Origin of the sequence: Pseudomonas sp. HMSC063H08 (genome assembly GCF_001813645.1) — a bacterium.
In the GTDB taxonomy this organism is placed as follows: domain Bacteria; phylum Pseudomonadota; class Gammaproteobacteria; order Pseudomonadales; family Pseudomonadaceae; genus Pseudomonas; species Pseudomonas aeruginosa.
Map to the genome: position 1 here is coordinate 74462 of NZ_KV813511.1, position 20220 is coordinate 94681.

21 protein-coding genes are annotated in these 20220 nt (G+C 67.5%); all 21 read left to right on the top strand.

Annotated features, from left to right (window positions below; all coding sequences use genetic code 11):
* Nucleotides 1–22 precede the first annotated feature (22 nt).
* Nucleotides 23–1009: an HOASN domain-containing protein gene (locus tag HMPREF2924_RS21635; RefSeq protein WP_003110004.1), complete on the top strand. Its 987-nt coding sequence runs from the start codon at nt 23–25 to the stop codon at nt 1007–1009.
* A gap of 30 nt (nt 1010–1039) precedes the next feature.
* Nucleotides 1040–2473, top strand: a complete 1434-nt coding sequence (gene purB / locus HMPREF2924_RS21640) for an adenylosuccinate lyase (RefSeq protein WP_003130102.1) — start codon at nt 1040–1042, stop codon at nt 2471–2473.
* Nucleotides 2473–3924, top strand: a complete 1452-nt coding sequence (locus HMPREF2924_RS21645; RefSeq protein WP_003092055.1) for a class-II fumarase/aspartase family protein — start codon at nt 2473–2475, stop codon at nt 3922–3924. Before purB ends, HMPREF2924_RS21645 begins: the two co-directional genes overlap by 1 nt.
* Nucleotides 3925–3973: 49 nt before the next feature.
* A complete protein-coding gene (locus HMPREF2924_RS21650) occupies nt 3974–5047 on the top strand; it encodes a class I SAM-dependent methyltransferase (protein WP_003092054.1) in 1074 nt (357 codons plus the stop codon).
* 512 nt (nt 5048–5559) lie between these two features.
* Entirely contained in the window at nt 5560–6411 is an 852-nt protein-coding gene (locus HMPREF2924_RS21655; RefSeq protein ID WP_023124672.1) for an ABC transporter ATP-binding protein, read from the top strand.
* A 40-nt stretch (nt 6412–6451) separates the two neighbouring features.
* Nucleotides 6452–7459: an ABC transporter substrate-binding protein gene (locus tag HMPREF2924_RS21660; RefSeq protein WP_003130107.1), complete on the top strand. Its 1008-nt coding sequence runs from the start codon at nt 6452–6454 to the stop codon at nt 7457–7459.
* Nucleotides 7456–8232: an ABC transporter permease gene (locus tag HMPREF2924_RS21665; RefSeq protein ID WP_003112898.1), complete on the top strand. Its 777-nt coding sequence runs from the start codon at nt 7456–7458 to the stop codon at nt 8230–8232. The genes HMPREF2924_RS21660 and HMPREF2924_RS21665 overlap by 4 nt, the downstream gene beginning before the upstream one ends.
* A 5-nt stretch (nt 8233–8237) precedes the next feature.
* Nucleotides 8238–8999, top strand: coding sequence for an SDR family oxidoreductase (locus HMPREF2924_RS21670; protein WP_003112899.1), 762 nt, complete (start codon nt 8238–8240; stop codon nt 8997–8999).
* Between the two features lie 13 nt (nt 9000–9012).
* Nucleotides 9013–9543 carry a cupin domain-containing protein gene (locus HMPREF2924_RS21675; RefSeq protein WP_003112900.1) on the top strand — a complete coding sequence of 177 codons (531 nt, stop codon included), beginning with the start codon at nt 9013–9015 and terminating at the stop codon, nt 9541–9543.
* 8 nt (nt 9544–9551) lie between these two features.
* On the top strand, nt 9552–10421 hold the full coding sequence (locus HMPREF2924_RS21680) for an alpha/beta fold hydrolase (protein WP_003130109.1): 870 nt from the start codon (nt 9552–9554) through the stop codon (nt 10419–10421).
* The gene (locus HMPREF2924_RS21685; protein ID WP_003112902.1) at nt 10414–11247 is read left to right on the top strand and encodes an IclR family transcriptional regulator; all 834 of its coding nucleotides are present in this window, start codon (nt 10414–10416) and stop codon (nt 11245–11247) included. The genes HMPREF2924_RS21680 and HMPREF2924_RS21685 overlap by 8 nt, the downstream gene beginning before the upstream one ends.
* Entirely contained in the window at nt 11234–12031 is a 798-nt protein-coding gene (locus HMPREF2924_RS21690; protein ID WP_003130112.1) for an SDR family oxidoreductase, read from the top strand. The genes HMPREF2924_RS21685 and HMPREF2924_RS21690 overlap by 14 nt, the downstream gene beginning before the upstream one ends.
* On the top strand, nt 12024–13706 hold the full coding sequence (locus HMPREF2924_RS21695; RefSeq protein ID WP_003130114.1) for a thiamine pyrophosphate-binding protein: 1683 nt from the start codon (nt 12024–12026) through the stop codon (nt 13704–13706). The genes HMPREF2924_RS21690 and HMPREF2924_RS21695 overlap by 8 nt, the downstream gene beginning before the upstream one ends.
* Before the next feature lie 10 nt (nt 13707–13716).
* A complete protein-coding gene (locus HMPREF2924_RS21700; protein ID WP_003130116.1) occupies nt 13717–14520 on the top strand; it encodes an aspartate dehydrogenase in 804 nt (267 codons plus the stop codon).
* Between the two features lie 11 nt (nt 14521–14531).
* Nucleotides 14532–16016 (top strand): aldehyde dehydrogenase, encoded by a 1485-nt coding sequence (locus HMPREF2924_RS21705; RefSeq protein WP_003130118.1) that lies wholly within the window; start codon nt 14532–14534, stop codon nt 16014–16016.
* Between the two features lie 13 nt (nt 16017–16029).
* On the top strand, nt 16030–16995 hold the full coding sequence (locus tag HMPREF2924_RS21710) for a VOC family protein (protein ID WP_003453560.1): 966 nt from the start codon (nt 16030–16032) through the stop codon (nt 16993–16995).
* A 7-nt stretch (nt 16996–17002) separates the two neighbouring features.
* Nucleotides 17003–17320 (top strand): hypothetical protein, encoded by a 318-nt coding sequence (locus tag HMPREF2924_RS21715; protein WP_003124217.1) that lies wholly within the window; start codon nt 17003–17005, stop codon nt 17318–17320.
* 1 nt (nt 17321) lies between these two features.
* Complete coding sequence (locus HMPREF2924_RS21720) at nt 17322–17540, top strand: recombinase-like helix-turn-helix domain-containing protein (protein ID WP_003112909.1); 219 nt, start codon at nt 17322–17324, stop codon at nt 17538–17540.
* A gap of 22 nt (nt 17541–17562) precedes the next feature.
* Nucleotides 17563–18582 (top strand): aromatic ring-hydroxylating oxygenase subunit alpha, encoded by a 1020-nt coding sequence (locus HMPREF2924_RS21725; protein WP_003130121.1) that lies wholly within the window; start codon nt 17563–17565, stop codon nt 18580–18582.
* Nucleotides 18579–19013 (top strand): RidA family protein, encoded by a 435-nt coding sequence (locus tag HMPREF2924_RS21730; RefSeq protein ID WP_003130122.1) that lies wholly within the window; start codon nt 18579–18581, stop codon nt 19011–19013. Before HMPREF2924_RS21725 ends, HMPREF2924_RS21730 begins: the two co-directional genes overlap by 4 nt.
* 14 nt (nt 19014–19027) lie before the next feature.
* Nucleotides 19028–19984, top strand: coding sequence for a PDR/VanB family oxidoreductase (locus HMPREF2924_RS21735; protein ID WP_003112912.1), 957 nt, complete (start codon nt 19028–19030; stop codon nt 19982–19984).
* Nucleotides 19985–20220: the final 236 nt, after the last annotated feature.

Here is a 20220-nt window from a genome sequence, read left to right on the forward strand (position 1 = left end):
GAACAAGAACAAGGAGTACAGGATGAATACCCGCAATTTTTCCCTGCCGCAGTTGCAGAACCTGCCCATCGATGAAGCACGCATCGTTGCCGATGCGCTGGCCGTCCACGCTACTTCCCGCCAGATCGATAGCGCCGCGAGCAAGCTGGCCGCGCTGGCCGAGGCAGGGCTCAAGGGCGACCGCCAGGCCTATGCCGCGTACCAGCAGTTGCTCTACGTCCTTTCGTTGAGCGACGACGTGGCGACCGCCCAGACCCGGCGCTGGCTGGCCCGGGCGATCTATCGCGTCGAAGAGCGTTTCATGCCCGCCGCCGATCTTTCCAGGGCGCTGTCCGAGGAGGATTTCCAGAAGCGTCTCGAACAGGAAATCGCCGCGCAGTCCCGCGAGCGGCACCCGATGTCGCAGTACGTGTTCTCCGGCTCGGCCTCCCGCGCGCAGCTCCAGGTGTTCCTCCGTCACCAGTGGTTCCGCACCTTCCGCCTGTACCGCGATGCGGCCGACCTGTTGGTCAACCTGACCGATGTGGACGAGGCCGCGGCGCTCGCGCGCTACCTCTATGGCGAGTTGGGCGAGGAAGACGAAAAGGGTTCGCATCCGCGCCTGCTGGCCAAGCTGCTCGAAGCCATCGGCCTGGAGGCGGACTTCCAGGCCGTCTCGACGATGCCCGAGGAAATCGCCTACCTGAACAATCGCGCCCGTGCCTTCCGGCATGCCGAGGTCGGTTGGGGGCTGGCGGTGTTCTACATCACCGAACTGGTCGTGCCGGGGAACCACGAAAAGCTCTATCGGGCCCTGCTCCAGGCCGGCCTGAGCGAGGACCAGGCGGAGTACTACAAGGTCCACATCAGCCTCGTACCGCCGCGGGCCAAGCGCGAATGGCAACTCATCGCGCGGCGGATTCCGGACGTGCAGTTCCAGAATGCGTTCCTGACCTCGCTATCGCAGCACTTCCGTGTGGAAAGGGCCTATTACGACGCGATCTGGGAAGAGATGCAGAGCGTCAAGTGACTTCCACCGGGACAAAGCGAGCACTCGAAAATGCCAAGTCACATTACGGAATCCCGTATACACGGGGGCGCCTACTCGTCCCCGGCATTCGCCGCGATCTTTTCCGATACCAACCAGGTGCGGAGGTGGCTGGATGTCGAGCGAGCCTTGGCGGCGACCCAGGCCGAGATGGGCATCATCCCCCACGAGGCGGCGCGGGAGATCGACCGCGCCGCCCAGGTGGAGCGCTTCGACCTCACCCAACTGGGCCGCGAAAGCCTGGAGACAGGGCACCTGCTGGTGCCTACCATCCGCGCCCTGGCGAGGTCGTGCGAGGGTAGCTGGGGGGAGTACGTGCACTATGGCGTGACCACCCAGGACATCCTCGACACCGGGCTGATGCTGCAGGTCAAGGAAGCCTGGGGCCATGCGCTCGGGCTCCTGCACTCGATCCGTGGCCATCTGCTGGCGCTTGCCCTGCGCCACCAGCACACGCCGATGGTTGCACGCACCCACGGGCAGCAGGCGCTGCCCACGACCTTCGGCTACAAGGTCGCCGTCTGGGTGGATGAAATCGACCGTCACCTGGCGCGCTTCGACGAAGCGCGCGAACGCGTCCTGGTCGGCAACCTGACCGGTGCCGTGGGAACCCTGGCGTCGTTCGGCGCCCAGGGCTTCGAGCTACAGCGGCGAACCCTGGCCAGGCTTGGCCTCGGCGCGCCGTCGACCAGTTGGCACAGCGCCCGGGACCGGGTGCTGGAGGTTGCCGGGTTGCTGGTCCAGGTGTCGGTGACGCTGGGCCGGGTGGCGAACGAGATCTACCACCTGCAGCGCAGCGAAATCGACGAGATACGCGAGGGCAGCCGGCCGGGACAGGTGGGCAGCAGCACCATGCCGCACAAGCGGAACCCGTCGTCGGTCGACCTGGTCAGCGCGCTGTCGCGGCTGGTGCGGGCGCAGATGGTGGCGCTCACCGATGCCGCGTTCCAGTTGCACGAGCGCGACGGCACCGCCTGGCGCATCGAGTGGGCGGCGTTGCCGGAGCTGTTCGTCTACGCCGGCGCCTTGCTGACCCGCATGGAGGCGGTGCTGGCCGAGGGGCTCGAGGTGCGCGAGGAACGCATGCGCACCAACCTCGACCTGCTGGGTGGGCTGATCCTGTCGGAGCGGGTCATGCTCGCGCTGGCGGGGCAGTTCGGCAAGCAGACCGCCCACGAACTGCTCCATGAGATAACCCAGGCCTCCCAGCGGCAGGGCGTTCCGTTCCGCGAGGCGCTGCTCGGGCAGCCAAGGTTGCGCGGCTGTTTCAGCGCCGAGGCGCTCGAAGAACTGCTCGACCCCGTCGGCTACGTCGGCCTCGCCGCGGAGATGGTCGACCTGGTCGCCGGCAAACCACGAACCGGCGCGTCGGGCGACAGGCCCGAAGGCGCCGCCTCTTCCCAAGGAAATACCGGTCAGTCCCAGTACGTGATGGAGGATAGGTGATGGATGCTGAATCGCTGGAAATGCTTGCCCGTTCCTCGTGCACTGCGCATCCGCAGAGCTTCGGCGGCGCACCGGCCGAGTCGTCCTGCAAGCACGAACACAGTCACATCGTTGACTCTAAAACCCATGGCGGAGGCTACGCCGGCCCGGTGAGCCGACGGATCTTCTGTAGCCACTGCCGCCTGCAACGCTGGCTCGACGTGGAGGCGGCGCTGGCGCTGGCGCAGGCCGATGTCGGCGTCATCCCGCCCGAGGCCGCGCTGGAGATCGCGAAGGCCGCCAGGCTTTCGGCCGTCGACCTGCAGCAGATCGCCGACGGCGTGGCCAGCACCGGGCACTCGCTGATGCCCCTGCTGGGTGCGCTGCAACGAAACTGCAGCCCCAGCGCGCGCGAGTACGTGCATTTCGGCGCGACCACGCAGGATATCCAGGACACCGCGCAGTCCCTGGAAATGCGCGATGTGCTGGATGAAACGGAGCGGGCGCTGGACATCCTCCTGGACCGGCTCTCGGTGCTGGCGAGCGGGACCCGCAATGCGCTGATGGTCGCCAGGACCCACTCGATCCCGGCGTTGCCGACCACCTTCGGGCTGAAGGTGGCCGGCTGGATCGACGAGTTGCTGCGTCACCGCGAACGCCTGGGCGAGGCGCGCAAGCGGATCCTGGTGGTGCAACTGTTCGGCGGCGTGGGCACGATGGCCGCCTTCGGCGACGAGGCCATGCTCCTGCTCGAAAGCTTCGCGCGGCGGCTGTCGCTGGACGTGCCGCTGGCGGGTTGGCACGTGTCCCGCGACCGGGTTACCGAGTTCGTCAGCACCCTGGCCATGGTCACCGCGTCCCTGGCGCGGATCGCCGACGAGATCCGCACCCTGAACCGCTGGGAGATCGGCGAGCTGGAGGTGGGCTGGACGCAGCAGCAGATCGGTAGCAGCACCATGCCCCACAAGCGCAACCCGGAAGGCTGCGAGCAGGTCGTGGTGCTGGCCCGGCTGGCCAAGGCCCAGGTCCTGCTCGCGCTGGACGCCATGATCCTCGAGCACGAGCGGGACTACCGCGGCACGCGCCTGGAATGGTGTGCGGTGGCGGACGTTTCCCACTATGCGCTGATGGCGCTGTCGCTGCTGACCGACACCATCGACGGGCTCACGGTCCACGACGAGACCATGGCGCGGACGGCGAATGCATACAGCGATGCGATCTGTACCGAGGCGTTCGTCTTCGAGATGGCCAAGCAACTGGGCAAGAGCAGCGCTTACGAAATCATCTTCGAGATCACCCAGGCCTGCCAGCGCAAGCGGATTCCGATGCGCCAGGCGCTCGAGTCGGATCCGCGGGTGGGCGCCGTCATGCCGAAGGAAACCCTGGCCAGGCTGTTCGAGCCGCGGACCCATCTCGGCATGGCCGGGACCATCGTCGACAAGGTGCTGGACAAGGTCGCCAGCCACCACTGAATCACCCGCCGCCAGAGGCGGCGGTACTGCACATCAACGGAGAACAAGAATGACAAAGGCTAACGAGATCGAAACCGCGAAGGTCAAGCAGTTTTCAGCGCGGATCATGGAGGACTACGGCAATACCCTGCGCGGCGCGATGCTCTACATCGGCGACCGCCTGGGGCTGTTCAAGGCGCTCGCCCATGGCCAATGGGTGACCCTGGAGGAGCTGGCGCAGCAGACCGGCTACACCACCCGCTACCTGCGCGAATGGCTGGGCAGCATGGTCACCGGCAACTACCTGGCCTACGATCCGCAGAGCAGGAGCTATCGGTTGCCGGCCGAGTTCGTCCCGGTGCTCGCCGACGAGGACTCGCCTTATTTCGCCGGCGGGATCATCCAGTTGAGCGTGCCCTTCGTGAGCATGGCGCCGAAGATCATCGAGGCCTTCCGCTGCGGCGGCGGTTGCCCCGAGGAATCCTTCCCGCTGGAAACCTGGGAAGGCATGGAGCGCATGACCATGCCCTGGTACAAGCACTTCCTCGTGCAGCACTGGATTCCTTCGCTGGATGGCGTCAAGGAAAAGCTCCAGGCGGGTGGCAGCGTGCTCGATTTCGGCTGCGGCAGCGGGCTGGCCGCGATCATGATGGCCAAGGCGTTCCCCGAAGCCCAGGTCTATGGCTGTGACTTCCACGCGCCGTCTATCGAACGCGCGCGGGCGAACGCCGAGGCTGCGGGGGTCGGCGACCGGGTGCGCTTCGAGGTCAGCGATTCCGATGCGCTGGCGGGCAAGAAGTTCGACTTCGTCACGACCTTCGTGGTCATCCACGACGCGACCGACCCGCAGCAGATGATGAAGGACCTGCGCGAGTCGACCGCCGACGATGGGACCTACCTGATGGTGGAGCTCAACCTGTCGCAGGAACTGCACGAGAACATGAACCTGTTCGGTCGCGTGATGTACCCGCAGAGCACGCTGTATTGCATGACCTGTTCGCTGTCCCACGGCGGCGAGGGCCTCGGCGCCTTCATGGGCGAGGACCGCGCGCGGCAGATGGCCGAGGCCGCCGGCTTCAGTCGCTTCCGCAAGGTGCCTTCGGAGTGGCCGCCGCTGCCGGCGCTGTTCGAACTGCGACCCTGAGGTTGCACGCCCGGAGTCGCCTGGCGCGGCTCCGGGGCGAGGGTGGCGTCCGCGGTGGACGCCACCCGCAGCCCGGTGTGTCCGGGACCGCCGCAGTCGTTTCGTCCCTGTCTGCCTCGGCCTGAAGTCTTCGCTGCGAAGACCCTCGTCCTTATATAAGCAGGGGAGTTGCTGCGAGCAGAGGTCGAGAGCCTGCGGCACTCGTTCAAGCGAGCGATGTGGCTGTCAGGAAACCTTCCCCTGTTACCGAATGGAGCAATGTTGCTCCTTGTGTGTGCAACAACGCCCCACTTCCCGGAAGCCTGGCGAACCGCGTGAAAACCGCTCGGAGCGCCTTTCGTCGCAGGATTCCTCGGTAATTCTCCGCGCTTTAATTCAACTCTCTGATTTTAAAAGTTTAATACTCGAAACAAGGCTGTTTCGCCGGTGAACTTTCATCTGGCATGGCTTCTGCAAGTTTTATATTTAAAACGATGTTTCATATATAAAACAAGACAAGAGGCTTAGTCCAGATGAGAGCGACGTCGTTGAGCATCCTCACTTCCGAGCATTCGCTACCTGTAGCCGCTCCTGCGGATAGCCGTCTCGAAATCGAATTCCGCGGCGTCGCCAAGCATTTTCCGGGCCGCGGCAAAAGCGCGGCGACCCTCGCGGTGCAGGGGCTCGACCTGGCCATCCGCCGCGGCGAGGTGGTGTCCATCATCGGGCCGTCCGGTTGCGGCAAGAGCACCCTGCTGAACATGGGGGCGGGTCTCTACGCACCCAGCGAAGGCGAGGTGCGGGTCGGCGGCGAGCGGGTCAGCGGTCCGGTACGCAAGGTCTCCTTCATGTTGCAGAAGGACCTGCTGATGCCCTGGCGCAGCATTCGCCGCAACATCGAGCTGGGCCTGGAGATCGACGGTCGCGCGGCCGGCGAACGGCGCGCCATCGCCGAGGAAATGCTGGAGAAGTGTCACCTCGCCGGTTTCGCCGAGCACTATCCGTTCCAGCTTTCCGGCGGCATGCGCCAACGCGCCGCCCTGGCCCGAACCCTGGCCACCGACCCGCAGGTGTTGTTCCTCGACGAGCCGTTCTCGGCCCTCGACGCGCAGACCAAGATGATCCTCCAGCAGGACCTGGCGCGGATGCTCTGCGAGCAACGCAAGACCGCGCTGTTCATTACCCACGACCTGGTCGAGGCGATCGCCATGTCCGATCGCATCCTGGTGATGAGCTCGCGGCCGGGCACCATCGTCGAGGAGATCGAGGTCGGCCTGCCGCTGCGCGACAACCCGCTGGAGCGCCGCAAGCTGCCGGAGATCGGGCCGCTGGTCGGGCGCCTGATGACCCTGCTGAAAGTGGGCGAGAGCGCCGAGCTGCACTGATCGCCGCCTGCCGATCCGAATTCCGCTACAGGAGCCGCTGATGTCCAAGTCATTGCTCAACGCCGCATTGTGCGGCGCGTTGTTCGCCGCCGGCCTGTCCGTCCAGGCCGCCCCGCGGGAAGTCACCTACCTGCTGCCGGCACCGCCGAACTCGCCGGCCTTCGCACCCTGGGTGATCGCCCGGGAGAAGGGCTACTACGCCGACCTGGGCCTGAAGGTGACCTTCGTCGCCGGCAAGGGCGGGGTCGACGTGGCCAAGCAGATCGGCGCCGGCAACGCACCGGTCGGCGGCGCCATCGGCGATACGCCGATCGTGGTGCGCGCCAACGGCATCCCGGTGAAAGCCGTGGCGGTGCTCGGTGCCGGCGGGGTGACCATGATCGCCACCGATGGCACGGCCGGTATCGACAGCGTCAAGGACCTCAAGGGCAAGACCCTGACCGTGATGTCCTACTCCGACACCACCTACTACGCCCTGCTGGCGTCGATGCGCAAGGCTGGCCTGGGCAAGTCCGACGTGGACATCCAGGCGGCCGGCCCATCCGGCGTCTGGCAACTGTTCTCCGCCGGCCGCTCGCAGGCCATGGCCGGCGTGCCGGACTGGGTGGTGAGTGCCGAGGACGCCGGCCGGCAGGTGAAGTTGCTGCCGGACAGCGAGGTGTTCGAGAGCATGGCCCAGGCGATCCTCGCCTCGGACGAGGCCATCGAGAAGCAGCCTGAGGTGGTCGGCGGGGTGGTCAGGGCGACCCTCATGGGCATGCGCGACATCATCGCCGACCCAAGGCAGGCCGCCGCCACCTTCGCTGCCGCGGTGCCCGCCTACAAGGGCCGCGAGGCCAGCCTGGAACGGGTCCTGCGGCTCTATGTCGAGCACGTCTACGCCAACCAGCAGCCGCTCGGGCACATCGATCCGCAGCGCCTGGACAAGGTTCGCAGGTTCTACGTCAGCGAAGGCATCGTCGGCCGCGAGACGCCGCTGGACGAGCTTTACACCAACCGTTTCGTCGAGTCCGCCGACCTGACCGCGCAGCACGGAGCCCGCCCATGAACCTCTCCACCAGACCCTTGCTCGGCAGTCTCGCGCTGTTGTTCCTGTTCCTCGCTGCCTGGCAGTGGGGGCCCGGCCTGCTCGGCATGCCCGAGTTCGTCCTGCCGGGGCTGAGCCGGGTGGCGGCGGAGGGCGTGGCCATGTGGCACGGCGCCGGACTGCTGGAGCACACGGCGATCACCAGCCTGGAGATCGTCGTCGGTTTCGCCCTGGGCGCGCTGCTTGGCGTGAGCATCGGCGTTGCCCTCGGCCTGTCGCCGACCACCGAGGCCATGCTCTCGCCCTACATCCTGGCGCTGCAGATCGCGCCGAAGGTGGCCTTCGCCCCGCTGTTCGTGATGTGGCTGGGCTATACGGTGTACCCGAAGATCCTCATCGCCGTGCTGATCGTGTTCTTCCCGGTGATGATCAACGTGCTCTCGGCCATCCGCACCGTCGACCCGGACATGATTAACCTGGTGCGCGCGATGAGCGCCAGCCGTTGGCAGATCTTCCGCCTGGTGGAGTTCCCCTCGGCGATGGCCGCGCTGTTCTCCGGCCTGCGCATCGCCTCCACCCTGGCGGTGATCGGCGTCACCGTCGGCGAGCTGGTGGGCGGCAACAAGGGCCTCGGCTTCCTGCTGGTGGATGCCGAAGGGCAGGGCAACACCGCCGGGGTGTTCGTCGCCATCGTCATGCTCACCCTGATCGGCGTGCTCGCCTATGGCGCGGTGGTCTGGGCCGAGAAGCGCGTCCTGCATTACCTGCCGAAAGCCAACCTGGGCACGGTGTGAACGCCATGAGCCAGAACTCTCTTCTCGACGGTCGCCGCGTGCTCCTCACCGGCGGCGCCCGCGGCCTCGGCTACGCCTTCGCCGAAGCGGCGGCACGCGCCGGCGCCCGGGTGGTGATCGCCGACATCCTGGAGGAACGCGTGCAGCGCTCCGCCCGTGAACTCGCCGAGCAGGGCCTGGATATCAGCGGCCTGCCACTGGACCTGGCCGACCCGGTTTCGATCGAGCGCTGCGTGGCCGCGGCGGTCGAGCGCCTGGGCGGTCTCGACGGCCTGGTGAACAACGCCTCCATCACCAACTCCGGCGGCAAGAGCTGCGAAGAACTGGAGATCGAGGTGTTCGACCGGGTGCTCCAGGTCAACGTGCGCGGCACCTGGCTGATGACCCGTGCCTGCCTGCCGGCGCTGCGCGAGTCCGGACGTGGCGCGGTGGTCAACCTGGCCTCCGACACCCCGCTGTGGGGCGCCCCCAACCTGCTCGCCTACAGCGCCAGCAAGGGCGCGCTGATCGCCATGACCCGCAGCCTGGCCCGCGAGCTGGGCGGCGACGGCATCACCGTCAACGCCATCGCTCCCGGACTGGTGGAGGTCGAGGCCACCGAGTACGTGCCGGCCGCCCGCCACCGGCTCTACCGCGAGCAGCGCGCGCTCCAGCGCGGCCAACAGCCGGCGGATGTCTGCGGCGCGGTGCTGTTCGCCCTTTCCGACCTTTCCCGCTTCATCACTGGACAAACCTTGCCGGTCAACGGCGGGTTCGTCATGCCCTGATCCGGAGGACTCCATGACCGATCTGAACCAGAACGCCCCGAAATCCTGGGACCGCCCCGAAGGCGCCAGCTTCGAGGAGTGGTGCAACACCCGCATCGCCCGTTACTCCACCCGCAAGTACGACTGGAACGCGCTGAAGTTCCAGGCCGACTACGACCCCAGGTTCCGCCGCGCGCAGATGCGCTACATCGGCACCGGCGGCACCGGTGTGGCCAGTGACATGAACACCATTCCGTCCGAGCACTTCACCTTTTCCACCATGGTCATCCCGGCGGGTCACGAAGGCCCGCCGCACCTGCACATCGACGTCGAGGAAGTGTTCTTCGTCCTGCGCGGCAAGCTCAAGGTGGTGCTGGAGAAGGATGGCGAGCGCTTCGAGACCATCCTCACCGACCGCGACGTGATTTCCGTGCCGCCGGGCGTGTACCGCGAGGAGATCAACATCGGCGACGAGGATGCGCTGATGTGCGTGATGCTCGGTGCGAAGAAGCCGATCACCCCGACCTACCCGCCGGAGCACCCTCTGGCGAGCATCAAGCGCTGAGGCCGCCGATGAACATGGCGCAGACCCACATCCCCGCCCCGCGCCTGCAACAGCGCTTTCCCGAGCGGCTGGTGCAACTGGCCGACGGCGCCCAGCTGGCCATCCGCGAATGCGGCCAGGGCCCGGTGGTGGTGCTGTTGCACGGCATCGGTTCGGGCTCGGCGTCCTGGCTGCATTGCGCCCAGCGCCTGGCCGCCGGCAATCGGGTGATCGCCTGGGACGCGCCGGGCTACGGCCTGTCCACGCCGCTGCCGCCGGCCCGGCCCAAGGCCTGCGACTACGCCGCGTGCCTGGAGCTGCTGCTGGATGCGCTGGGCGTGGAGAGCTGCCTGCTGGTGGGCCACTCCCTCGGCGCGCTGATGGCCACGGCCTACGCCGCCGGCATCGGCGCGGCGCGGGTACGTCGCCTGGTACTGCTCAGCCCGGCGCGCGGCTACGGCGCCGCCGAGCTGCGCGACAGCGGCGCCCAGGTGCGCCGCCAACGCCTGGAGAACCTGGAGCGCCTCGGTATCGACGGCATGGCCAGCGAGCGCACCGCGCGCCTGCTCGGCCGCAACCCCAGCGAGGAGGCCCTGGCCTGGGTGCGCTGGAACATGGCGCGGCTCAACCCCGAGGGCTACCGCCAGGCCGTCGAGCTGCTCTGCGGCGACGACCTGCTGGGCAACGGGCAGCCTGCCGCTCCTTGCGAGGTGCATTGCGGCGAGGACGACGGCATCACCACGCCCGAGAGTTGCGGCGCCATCGCCCGCCAGCTCGGCGCGTCGTTCTCGTCGATTCCCGGGGCCGGCCACGCCAGCCCGATCGAACAACCCGAAGTGGTCGCAGGACGCATCGGCCACGCGCAACGCCTCTCTCTTGAAGGAACCGCCAATGGATAAGTCAGACGATTCGCAAGACAAGTACATCGTGCCTGGCCTCGAACGCGGCCTGCTGCTGCTCTGCGAGTTCAGCCGGAAGGACCGTACCCTGACGGCGCCGGAGTTGGCGCGGCGCCTGAAGCTGCCGCGCTCGACCATCTTCCGCCTGCTGACCACCCTGGAGGCCATGGGCTTCGTCACCCGCAACGGCAACGAGTACCGCCTGGGCATGGCGGTGTTGCGCCTGGGCTTCGAGTACCTGGCCTCGCTGGAGCTGACCGAACTCGGCCAGCCGCTGCTGAACCGCCTGTGCGACGAGATCCGCTACCCCTGCAACCTGGTGGTGCGCGACGGCCGTTCGATCGTCTACGTGGCCAAGGTTTCGCCGTCCACCCCGCTGAGCAGCTCGGTGAACGTCGGGACCCGGTTGCCGGCCCACGCCACGGTGCTCGGCCGCATCCTGCTGCAGGACCTGAGCCTGGGCGAGCTGCGCGAGCTGTACCCGGAGGAGCAGCTGGAGCAGTTCTCGCCGAACACCCCGCGCAGCGTGCTGGAACTCTTCGACATGGTCCAGGGCGACCGCCAGCGTGGCTTCGTCCAGGGCGAGGGGTTCTTCGAGGCGAGCATCTCCACCGTCGCGGCGCCGGTACGTGATCACAGCGGTCGCGTCATCGCGGCGATGGGGGCGACCATCGCCGCCGGGCATATCGACCCGGAACGCATCGAGGGACTGGTCAGCCGGGTGCGCAGCAGCGCCGACGAGCTGTCGTACCTGCTCGACTACCGCGCCGACGGCCAGGACAACGTCACCCCGATCTTCCGGAGTCGCCCGCATGAAACCGTATGACCTGTCCGAGGCGGTGGCGGTGGTCACCGGCGGTTCCTCCGGGATCGGCCTGGCCACGGTGGAACTGCTGCTGGAGGCAGGCGCCGCCGTGGCTTTCTGCGCTCGCGACGGCGAGCGCCTGCGTGCCGCCGAGTCCGCGCTACGCCAGCGCTTCCCCGGGGCGCGCCTGTTCGCCAGTGTCTGCGACGTGCTGGATGCGTTGCAGATGCGCGCCTTCGCCGAAGCCTGCGAGAGAACGCTGGGGTGCGCCAGCATCCTGGTGAACAACGCCGGCCAGGGCCGCGTCTCGACCTTCGCCGAGACCACGGACGAGGCCTGGAGCGAGGAACTGCAACTGAAGTTCTTTTCCGTCATCCACCCGGTACGCGCTTTCCTGCCGCAACTGGAAAGCCGCGCCGACGCGGCCATCGTCTGCGTCAACTCGCTGCTGGCCAGCCAGCCGGAGCCGCACATGGTGGCTACCAGCGCGGCCCGCGCCGGGGTGAAGAACCTGGTGCGCTCCATGGCCTTCGAGTTCGCGCCTAAGGGCGTACGGGTCAACGGCATCCTCATCGGCCTGGTCGAGTCCGGCCAGTGGCGGCGCCGTTTCGAAGCCCGCGAAGAGCGCGAGCTGGACTGGGCGCAATGGACCGCGCAGCTGGCGCGGAACAAGCAGATTCCCCTGGGACGCCTGGGCAAGCCGATCGAGGCGGCCCGCGCCATCCTGTTCCTCGCATCTCCCCTGTCTGCCTATACGACGGGCAGTCATATCGACGTTTCCGGAGGGTTGTCCCGTCATGCGTAACGCAAGCCAAGTCACCGTCGGCGCCGCCATCGCCGCCTTCCTCGAACAGTGCGAGGTGAAGGCCGCCTTCGGGGTGATCTCGATCCACAACATGCCGATCCTCGATGCCTTCGCCAGCCGCGGCAACATCCGTTTCGTGATGGCCCGCGGCGAGGCCGGGGCGGCCAACATGGCCGATGCCTACGCCCGCACCAGCGGTGGCCTGGGCGTGTGCCTGACCAGCACCGGAACCGCCGCCGGCAACGCTGCCGGGGCGCTGGTCGAGGCGCTCACTGCCGGCACCCCGCTGCTGCACCTGACCGGGCAGATCGAAACCCCCTACCTGGATCGGAGCCTCGCCTACATCCACGAGGCGCCGGACCAGTTGAGCATGCTCAAGGCCATCTCCAAGGCGGCGTTCCGCGTGCGCAGCGTCGACACCGCCATCAGCACCCTCAAGCTGGCCGTGCAAACCGCCCTGACCGCGCCCGCCGGCCCGGTGAGCGTGGAAATCCCGATCGATATCCAATCGGCGCTGATCAACCTGCCGGCCGACCTGTCGCCGCTGCCGGTGCCGGTGGCCAGGCCCTCCGAGCAAGCCCTGGACGACCTAGCCGAGCGTTTCGCCCAGGCGCGGCGACCGATGCTCTGGCTGGGGGGCGGTGCCCGGCATGCCGGCCCGCAGGTACAACGCCTGCTGGCCATGGGCGTGGGCGTGGTCACCAGCACCCAGGGGCGTGGCATCGTCCCGGAAGACGACACGCGTTCCCTCGGCGCCTTCAACCTGAACAAACCGGTGGAGCGGTTCTACCAGAGCTGCGACGCCATGCTCGTGGTGGGCTCGCGCCTGCGCGGCAACGAAACCCTCAAGTACGAACTCAAGCTCCCGCGTCCGCTTTACCGGGCAGACGCCGATGCCACGGCGGAGGGCCGCTGCTACCCCAGCGATTTCTTCGTCTGCGGCGATTCCGAACGGGTCCTCAAGGGGCTCGCCGACCGCCTGGAAGGGCGCCTGTCGGTGGACCCGGCCTTCGCCGCGGATCTCGCCGCCGCGCGCAACCAGGCCCGCGCCCAGTTGGTGGACGGCCTTGGCCCCTACGCTTCGCTGGTGGAGCAACTGCAGGCGCTGGCCGGCCGCAATTTCAACTGGGTGCGCGACGTCACCGTCTCCAACAGCACCTGGGGCAACCGCCACCTGAATATCTTCAGCCCCCGCGCCGGCGTCCACGCCCTCGGCGGTGGCATCGGCCAGGGCCTGGCCATGGGCATCGGCGCGGCGGTCGGCGCGGCGGAAACCGCGCCTGGGCGCAAGACCTTCGTGCTCGCCGGCGACGGCGGCTTCATCCTCAACCTGGGCGAACTGGCCACCGCCGTGCAGGAGCGGGCCGACATGCTCATCGTGCTGATGAACGACCAGGGCTACGGGGTGATCAAGAACATCCAGGACGCCGCCTACGGTGGCCGCCGCTGCTACGTCGACCTGCACACCCCGGACTACGCCCAACTGTCGGCTTCCCTCGGCCTGCGTCATGCCAAGGTCAGCGATCTGAAGGATTTCAGCGCCGTGCTCGATGGCGCCCTGGCCGAGCCAGGTCCCTTCCTGCTGGAGGTGGACATGCTCGCGGTGGGCAGCTTCAAGAGCATTTTCGCCGGCCCGCCGACCAACGATGCCAAGACCGACAAGGCCACCGCCTGAGGCTCTCGCCATGCTGAATATCGTCATGATCGGCTGCGGCGCCATCGGCGCCGGCGTCCTGGAACTGTTGGAAAACGATCCGCAACTGAGGGTCGATGCGGTGATCGTTCCTCGCGACTCCGAGACCCAGGTCCGCCATCGCCTGGCCAGCCTGCGCCGGCCGCCGCGGGTACTCAGCGCGCTGCCGGCCGGAGAGCGCCCCGATCTTCTGGTGGAGTGCGCCGGGCACCGCGCCATCGAGCAGCACGTGCTGCCGGCGCTGGCCCAAGGCATTCCCTGCCTGGTGGTCTCGGTGGGCGCGCTGTCCGAGCCGGGCCTGGTGGAGCGCCTGGAAGTCGCGGCGCAAGCCGGAGGCAGCCGCATCGAGCTGCTGCCCGGCGCCATCGGCGCCATCGATGCGCTGTCGGCGGCCAGGGTCGGTGGCCTCGAGTCGGTGCGCTACACCGGGCGCAAGCCGGCGAGCGCCTGGCTGGGGACGCCGGGCGAGACGGTCTGCGACCTGCAGCGCCTGGAGAAGGCGCGGGTGATCTTCGACGGCAGCGCCCGCGAGGCGGCGCGGCTCTATCCGAAGAACGCCAATGTCGCCGCCACCCTGTCGCTCGCCGGCCTCGGCCTGGACCGCACCCAGGTGCGCCTGATCGCCGACCCCGAAAGCTGCGAGAACGTGCACCAGGTGGAAGCCAGCGGCGCCTTCGGCGGCTTCGAACTGACCTTGCGTGGCAAACCGCTGGCGGCCAACCCGAAGACATCGGCGCTGACCGTGTACAGCGTGGTCCGAGCGTTGGGCAACCACGCCCACGCGATTTCGATCTAGGGACGACTACCGTGATTGACCTGAACCCGATCCAACCCATCTGCATCGCCGGCGAGTGGCGAGCGGGCGGCGGCGACCTCTACGAAAGCCTCTATCCGGCCACCGGCGAGGCCGTCGCCCGCCTGCATGCGGCCAGCCTGGAGGACGTGGAGGAAGCCATGGCCGGCGCCCACCGCGCCTTCCGTGAGAGCGGCTGGGCCCAGCGCAAGCCTCATGAGCGGGCCACCGTGCTTTATCGTATCGCCGCGCTGATCCGCGAGCGCAGCGAAGAACTGGCGCAGTTGCAGCGCCTGGACAACGGCAAGCCGATCAGGGAAACCCGCAACCTGGTGGCCAGCGCCGCCGCCACCTTCCAGTTCTTCGCCGCCGCCTGCGAGACCCTGGAGGAAAGCATCACGCCGTCGCGCGGCGACTTCGTCAGCATGAGCGTGTACGAGCCCATGGGCGTGGTGGTTGCCATCACCCCGTGGAACTCGCCCATCGCCTCCGAGGCGCAGAAGCTCGCCCCGGCCCTGGCCGCCGGCAACGCGGTGGTGGTCAAGCCGGCCGAGATCACCCCGCTGGCCGCCCTGGCGCTGGCGCGCATCTGCGATGAGGCCGGCCTGCCGCGTGGGCTGGTCAGCGTGCTGCCGGGCACGGGCGCGCTGATCGGCGATGCCCTGACCCGCCACCCCCTGGCCAGGCGCGTGTCCTTCACCGGCGGCACCCGCACCGGCAAGCACATCGCGCGCATCGCCGCCGACAAGATGATGCCGGTGTCCCTGGAACTGGGCGGCAAGTCGCCGACCATGGTGCTGGCCGACGCCGATCTCGACCACGCGGTGGCCGGCGTGCTCTATGGCATCTTCAGCTCCAGCGGCGAATCCTGCATTGCCGGCTCGCGGTTGTTCGTCGCCAGCGAGCGCTACGACGAATTCATGGAGCGCCTGGCCACCGGCGCCGCGGCCCTGCGCGTCGGCGACCCGGCCGACGAGCGCACCCAGATGGGCCCGCTGATCAGCGCGCGGCACCGCGAGTCGGTGGAGCGCTATGTCGAGATGGGCGTGGCCGAGGGCGGTCGCCTGCGCACGGGGGGCGTACGTCCCCATGGCGGAGCCTTCGATCGTGGCTACTTCTACACCCCGACCATTATCGAGGGGCTCACCAATGGCGCCCGCCTGTGCCGGGAAGAGGTCTTCGGCCCGGTGCTGGTGGCCATGCCTTTCACCAGCGAAGAGGCCCTGATCGAGGAGGCCAACGACAGCTGCTACGCGCTGGCCGCCGGCATCTGGACCCGCGACTTCCAGCGCGCCTGGCGGCTCGGCCGCGCCGTGCAGGCCGGCACCGTGTGGATCAACACCTACAAGCAGTTCTCCATCTCCACCCCCTTCGGCGGCTGGCGCGACAGCGGCCTGGGCCGCGAAAAGGGCCGCCTGGGGATACTCCAGTACATGGAGCAGAAGAGCCTCTACTGGGGCCTGAACGAACAGCCGCTGGCCTGGGCCGGCAGCCACTGATGAGGAAGACGCGATGAGCGTATCGGGAATCGACGAAATCACCTACGGCGTGGAAGACCTGGCCACCAGCGCGCGTTTCTTCGCCGACTGGGGCCTGGCGCAGGTCGAGGCGAGCGAGGATCAGGTGGTCTTCGAAAGCCTCAACGGCTGCCGCGTGATAGTTGCGGCGCGGGACAAGCCCGGCCTGCCGCCGGCCATCGAGGAAGGCTCGACCCTGCGTGAAGTGGTCTGGGGTGTGGAGAGCGAGGCGGACCTCAAGCTGTACGCCGAGCGCATCGCCAATGATCCCGGCTTCATCGAGGGCGAGGGCCGTATCGGCTGCACCGACCCGAACGGTCTGGCCGTGCGCCTGCAGGTCACCCGTAAACGCGACATCCAGGTGGCCTGCGGCCAGTCCAACACCTGGCAGTTCAAGGGCCGGATCAACCAGGCCAGCCCCATCTACGAGCGTGCGCAGCCCGTCGAAGTCGGCCACGTGGTGTTCTTCGTCAAGGACGTCAACGCCTGCGAACGCTTCTACCGCGAGCGCTTCGGCTTCGTCTGCTCCGATCGCTATCCGAATCGCGGCGCCTTCCTGCGTTGCGCGGAGGAGGGCGGCCACCACGACCTGTTCATGCTGCAACTGCCGCAACCGCGCGCCGGCCTGAACCACGTGGCGTTCACCGTGCGCGATATCCATGAGGTGTTCGGCGGCGGCATGCACATCGCCCGCTGCGGCTGGGATACCGAGATCGGCCCGGGTCGGCATCCGGTGTCCTCGGCGTACTTCTGGTACTTCCGGAACCCCGCCGGCGCCCTCGTCGAGTACTACGCCGACGAGGACCAACTGACCGGCGAGTGGCAGGCCCGCGAGTTCGAACCTGGCCCTACGGTGTTCGCCGAATGGGCCATCGCCGGTGGCCTGGACGGCAATACCCGGCGACAGAAAAGCGTCGAGGCACCGCAGGGCCGGTTCCTCACCGACAAACCCAGGAGTTGAGACGAGCATGATCGACACCTTGTTGCTGACCGTGCTGCTCCGGCACGACCAGTCGAAGAATCTCGACGAGATCCAGGCCCGCATGAAGGCCATGGACTGGTGGGAGCGCTTTCCGGGAGAGGGCGTGGAGATCGTTTCCTGGACCGTCGCCATGGGCCTCGGCCAGATCGTCACCCTGCGCCTGCCGCCGGCCCTGCTGCCACGCGTCAACGTCGAACTGGAGCGCTCCGCCTGGGGCGTGTTCCGCACCGAATGCTACCCGACCTACGACTTCGTCCCGGTTCGCGAAACCATCCGCGAACGGGTCCGCACTGGAGGCCAATGACATGCAAGACCGTTACCTCGAACCCCATCAGGCCCGTACCCGCGAGCCGAACGCCTTCGAAGACCTGCTCGGCGATTCCATCGAGCGCGCCTACGCCGCCGGCCTGCACGACCTGCCGGGGCTGCTCGGCTACCTCAACCAGGCTGGCCCGACCTGCCCGGGCGGCGGTCCCTGGACCGAGGAAGCCTACAAGACCCTGATGGCCCGCCTGGGCGCGTGAATTCCCCCGAGAGGAAACCGCTATGAGCACCGTGGACCCTGTTGAACAGCTTCTCGCCAACGGCCTGAAGAACCTCTGGTACCCGATCTGCCCGGTGGGCTTCATCGAGGACAAGCCGGTGTCCCTGCGCCGCCTGGGCTACAAGCTGGCCGTCTGGCGCGATACCGACGGCACCCTGCATGCCCTCGAAGACCATTGCCCGCACCGTGGCGCGCCGCTGTCGCGCGGGGTGAACCTGGGCGACCGCCTGCAATGCCCCTACCACGGCGTGGAAGTGCGCTGCGACGGCGTTACCGCCCGCGTGCCCGGCAGCCCCGGCTGCAAGCTGGAAGGCAGCCAGGCCACGCGCTTCTTCCACATCACCGAGGCGGCCGGCGCCGTGTGGCTGTACAACTCGGCGGGCAATGTCGAGGAAGCCCCGCCGCTGGTGCTGCCCGAGCAACTGACCGACCCCGAGTTTTCCCACTTCCTCTGCTATACCGAGTGGCGCGGCGACTACCGCTACGTGCTGGACAACGTCATGGACCCCATGCACGGCACCTACCTGCACAAGCAGTCGCACTCCATGTCCGAGGGCGAAAGCCAGGCACGCTTCGTCACCCGCGACACCGACACCGGCTTCATCTTCGAGAAGGACGGCCAGCGCGGGGTCAACTTCGACTGGACCGAATGGGCCGACACCGGGATGCACTGGATGCGCCTGGAGATTCCCTATCCGAAGACCGGCGGCCCGGGTGGCAACTTCCATATCGTCGGCAGCTACACGCCGATCGCCCGCGACCTCTGCGCGGTGTTCCACTGGCGTTGCCGGCCGCTTACCGGCTGGCAGCGTGACACCTGGCGCTTCCTCTACAGGAACCGCCTGGAGGTGCGTCACTGGGCGGTGCTGGAGCAGGACCGGGAAATGCTCGAGTTCATGGAGCCGGACGCCAACCAGAGGGAGAACCTCTACCAGCACGACCTCGGCCTGGTGCGCCTGCGGCGGCACCTGAAGAACCTGGCCAAGGCCCAGCTGGAACTGATCGAGGCCCGGCAACTGTGACCGTCGTGCGCCGGATCCGCGCCGCGGCGCTACCCGACCTGCCGGATGCAAGCTGGTCCAATGCCCTGCTGGTGGGAGAGGAGCTGGTGATGTCCGGCATGACCGCGCACCCGGCCACCCGCCAGGCCGTCGAGCGCGGCGCCGCGCTCGACGCCCATGCCCAGGCCCTGGTGGTGCTGGGCAAGGTGAAGGCGCTGCTGGAGGCGGCGGGAGGCCATGTCGGCAACCTCTACAAGCTCAACGTCTACGTCAGCCGCATCGCCGACAAGGACGCTATTGGGCGCGCGCGGCAGGAGTTCTTCGCCGGCCAGGGCACTTTTCCCGCCTCCACCCTGGTCGAGGTGAGCGGCCTGGTGTTTCCCGAACTGCTGGTGGAGATCGACGCCTGGGCGCGCCTCGATATCGACCTGGCGAACTGCGACGAAGCCTGAAAGCGAGGTAGAAGATGACTCACGACAACAGACTGGCGGCCTTCGTCCATACCCTGCGCTTCGAGGCGCAGGGTATCCTCGGCGTCGAACTGCGCCCGCAGGGCGACCAGGTCTTTCCGCCATTCAGCGCCGGCGCGCATATCGACCTGCACCTGCCCAACGGCCTGGTGCGCAGCTACTCGCTGCTCAACTCGCCGGAGGACTGCGGCCGCTATGTGCTCGGCATCCTGCGTGATCGCGGCAGCCGCGGCGGCTCCGCGTTCGTCCACGATAGCCTGCGGGTCGGCATGCAATTGCAGATATCCCGGCCGCGCAACCTGTTCCCGCTGGAGGAAAACGCTGCGCACAGCGTACTGGTGGCCGGTGGCATCGGCGTGACGCCGATCTACTGCATGTTCAACCGCCTGCGTGCGCTGGGACGTTCGGTGGAGCTGCTCTACTGCGCGCGCTCGCGCCAGGAAGCCGCCTTCGTCGAAGAACTGGCCGCCAGCGATGCCGCTATCCAGCTGCATTTCGACGACGAGAAGGGCGGCCCCATGGATCTCGGCGCCTTCCTTGGCGCACGGGCGTCCACCGCGCATTTCTACTGTTGCGGGCCGACCCCGATGATCGATGCCTTCGAGACGCACTGCGAACGCCTCGGCCATCCGCATGTGCATATCGAGCGCTTCGCCGCCGCGCCCCAGGCCCCGGCGGCGCCCCAGGGCAGCTACGAAGTGCGCCTGGCGCGCAGCGGCACGAGCATCGAGGTGCCGAGCGGCAAGTCGTTGCTCGACGCCCTGCTGGAAGCTGGCGTGGCGGTCGATTGCAGTTGCCGCGAGGGCGTTTGCGGTTCCTGCGAGACCCGTGTGCTGGAAGGCGAGCCGGAGCATCGCGACGGCGTCCTGACCAAGGCGGAAAAGATCGCCAACCAGACCATGATGGTCTGCGTGTCCGGCTGCAAGGGATCGCGCCTGGTGCTCGACCTCTGATCCCCGGTTATTCCCGCGTTGCCTTTGGACCGGCGTTTGTAACGCCGGTTTTTTTGCCTGGGGATCGAGCCCGGCCACGGCTGGAATAGCGTTCCGGGGGAACGAAAAGTGTCACCGTGATCTTTCTACGCACCTGCTTCGGGCGTTTTCGTTACCTTGCCAAGAGCCTGTTTCGAGGGTGAAAAGAAGTTACGCGTTTAATATATAAACAACTGTATTTAAAGGATTTTTTGTTT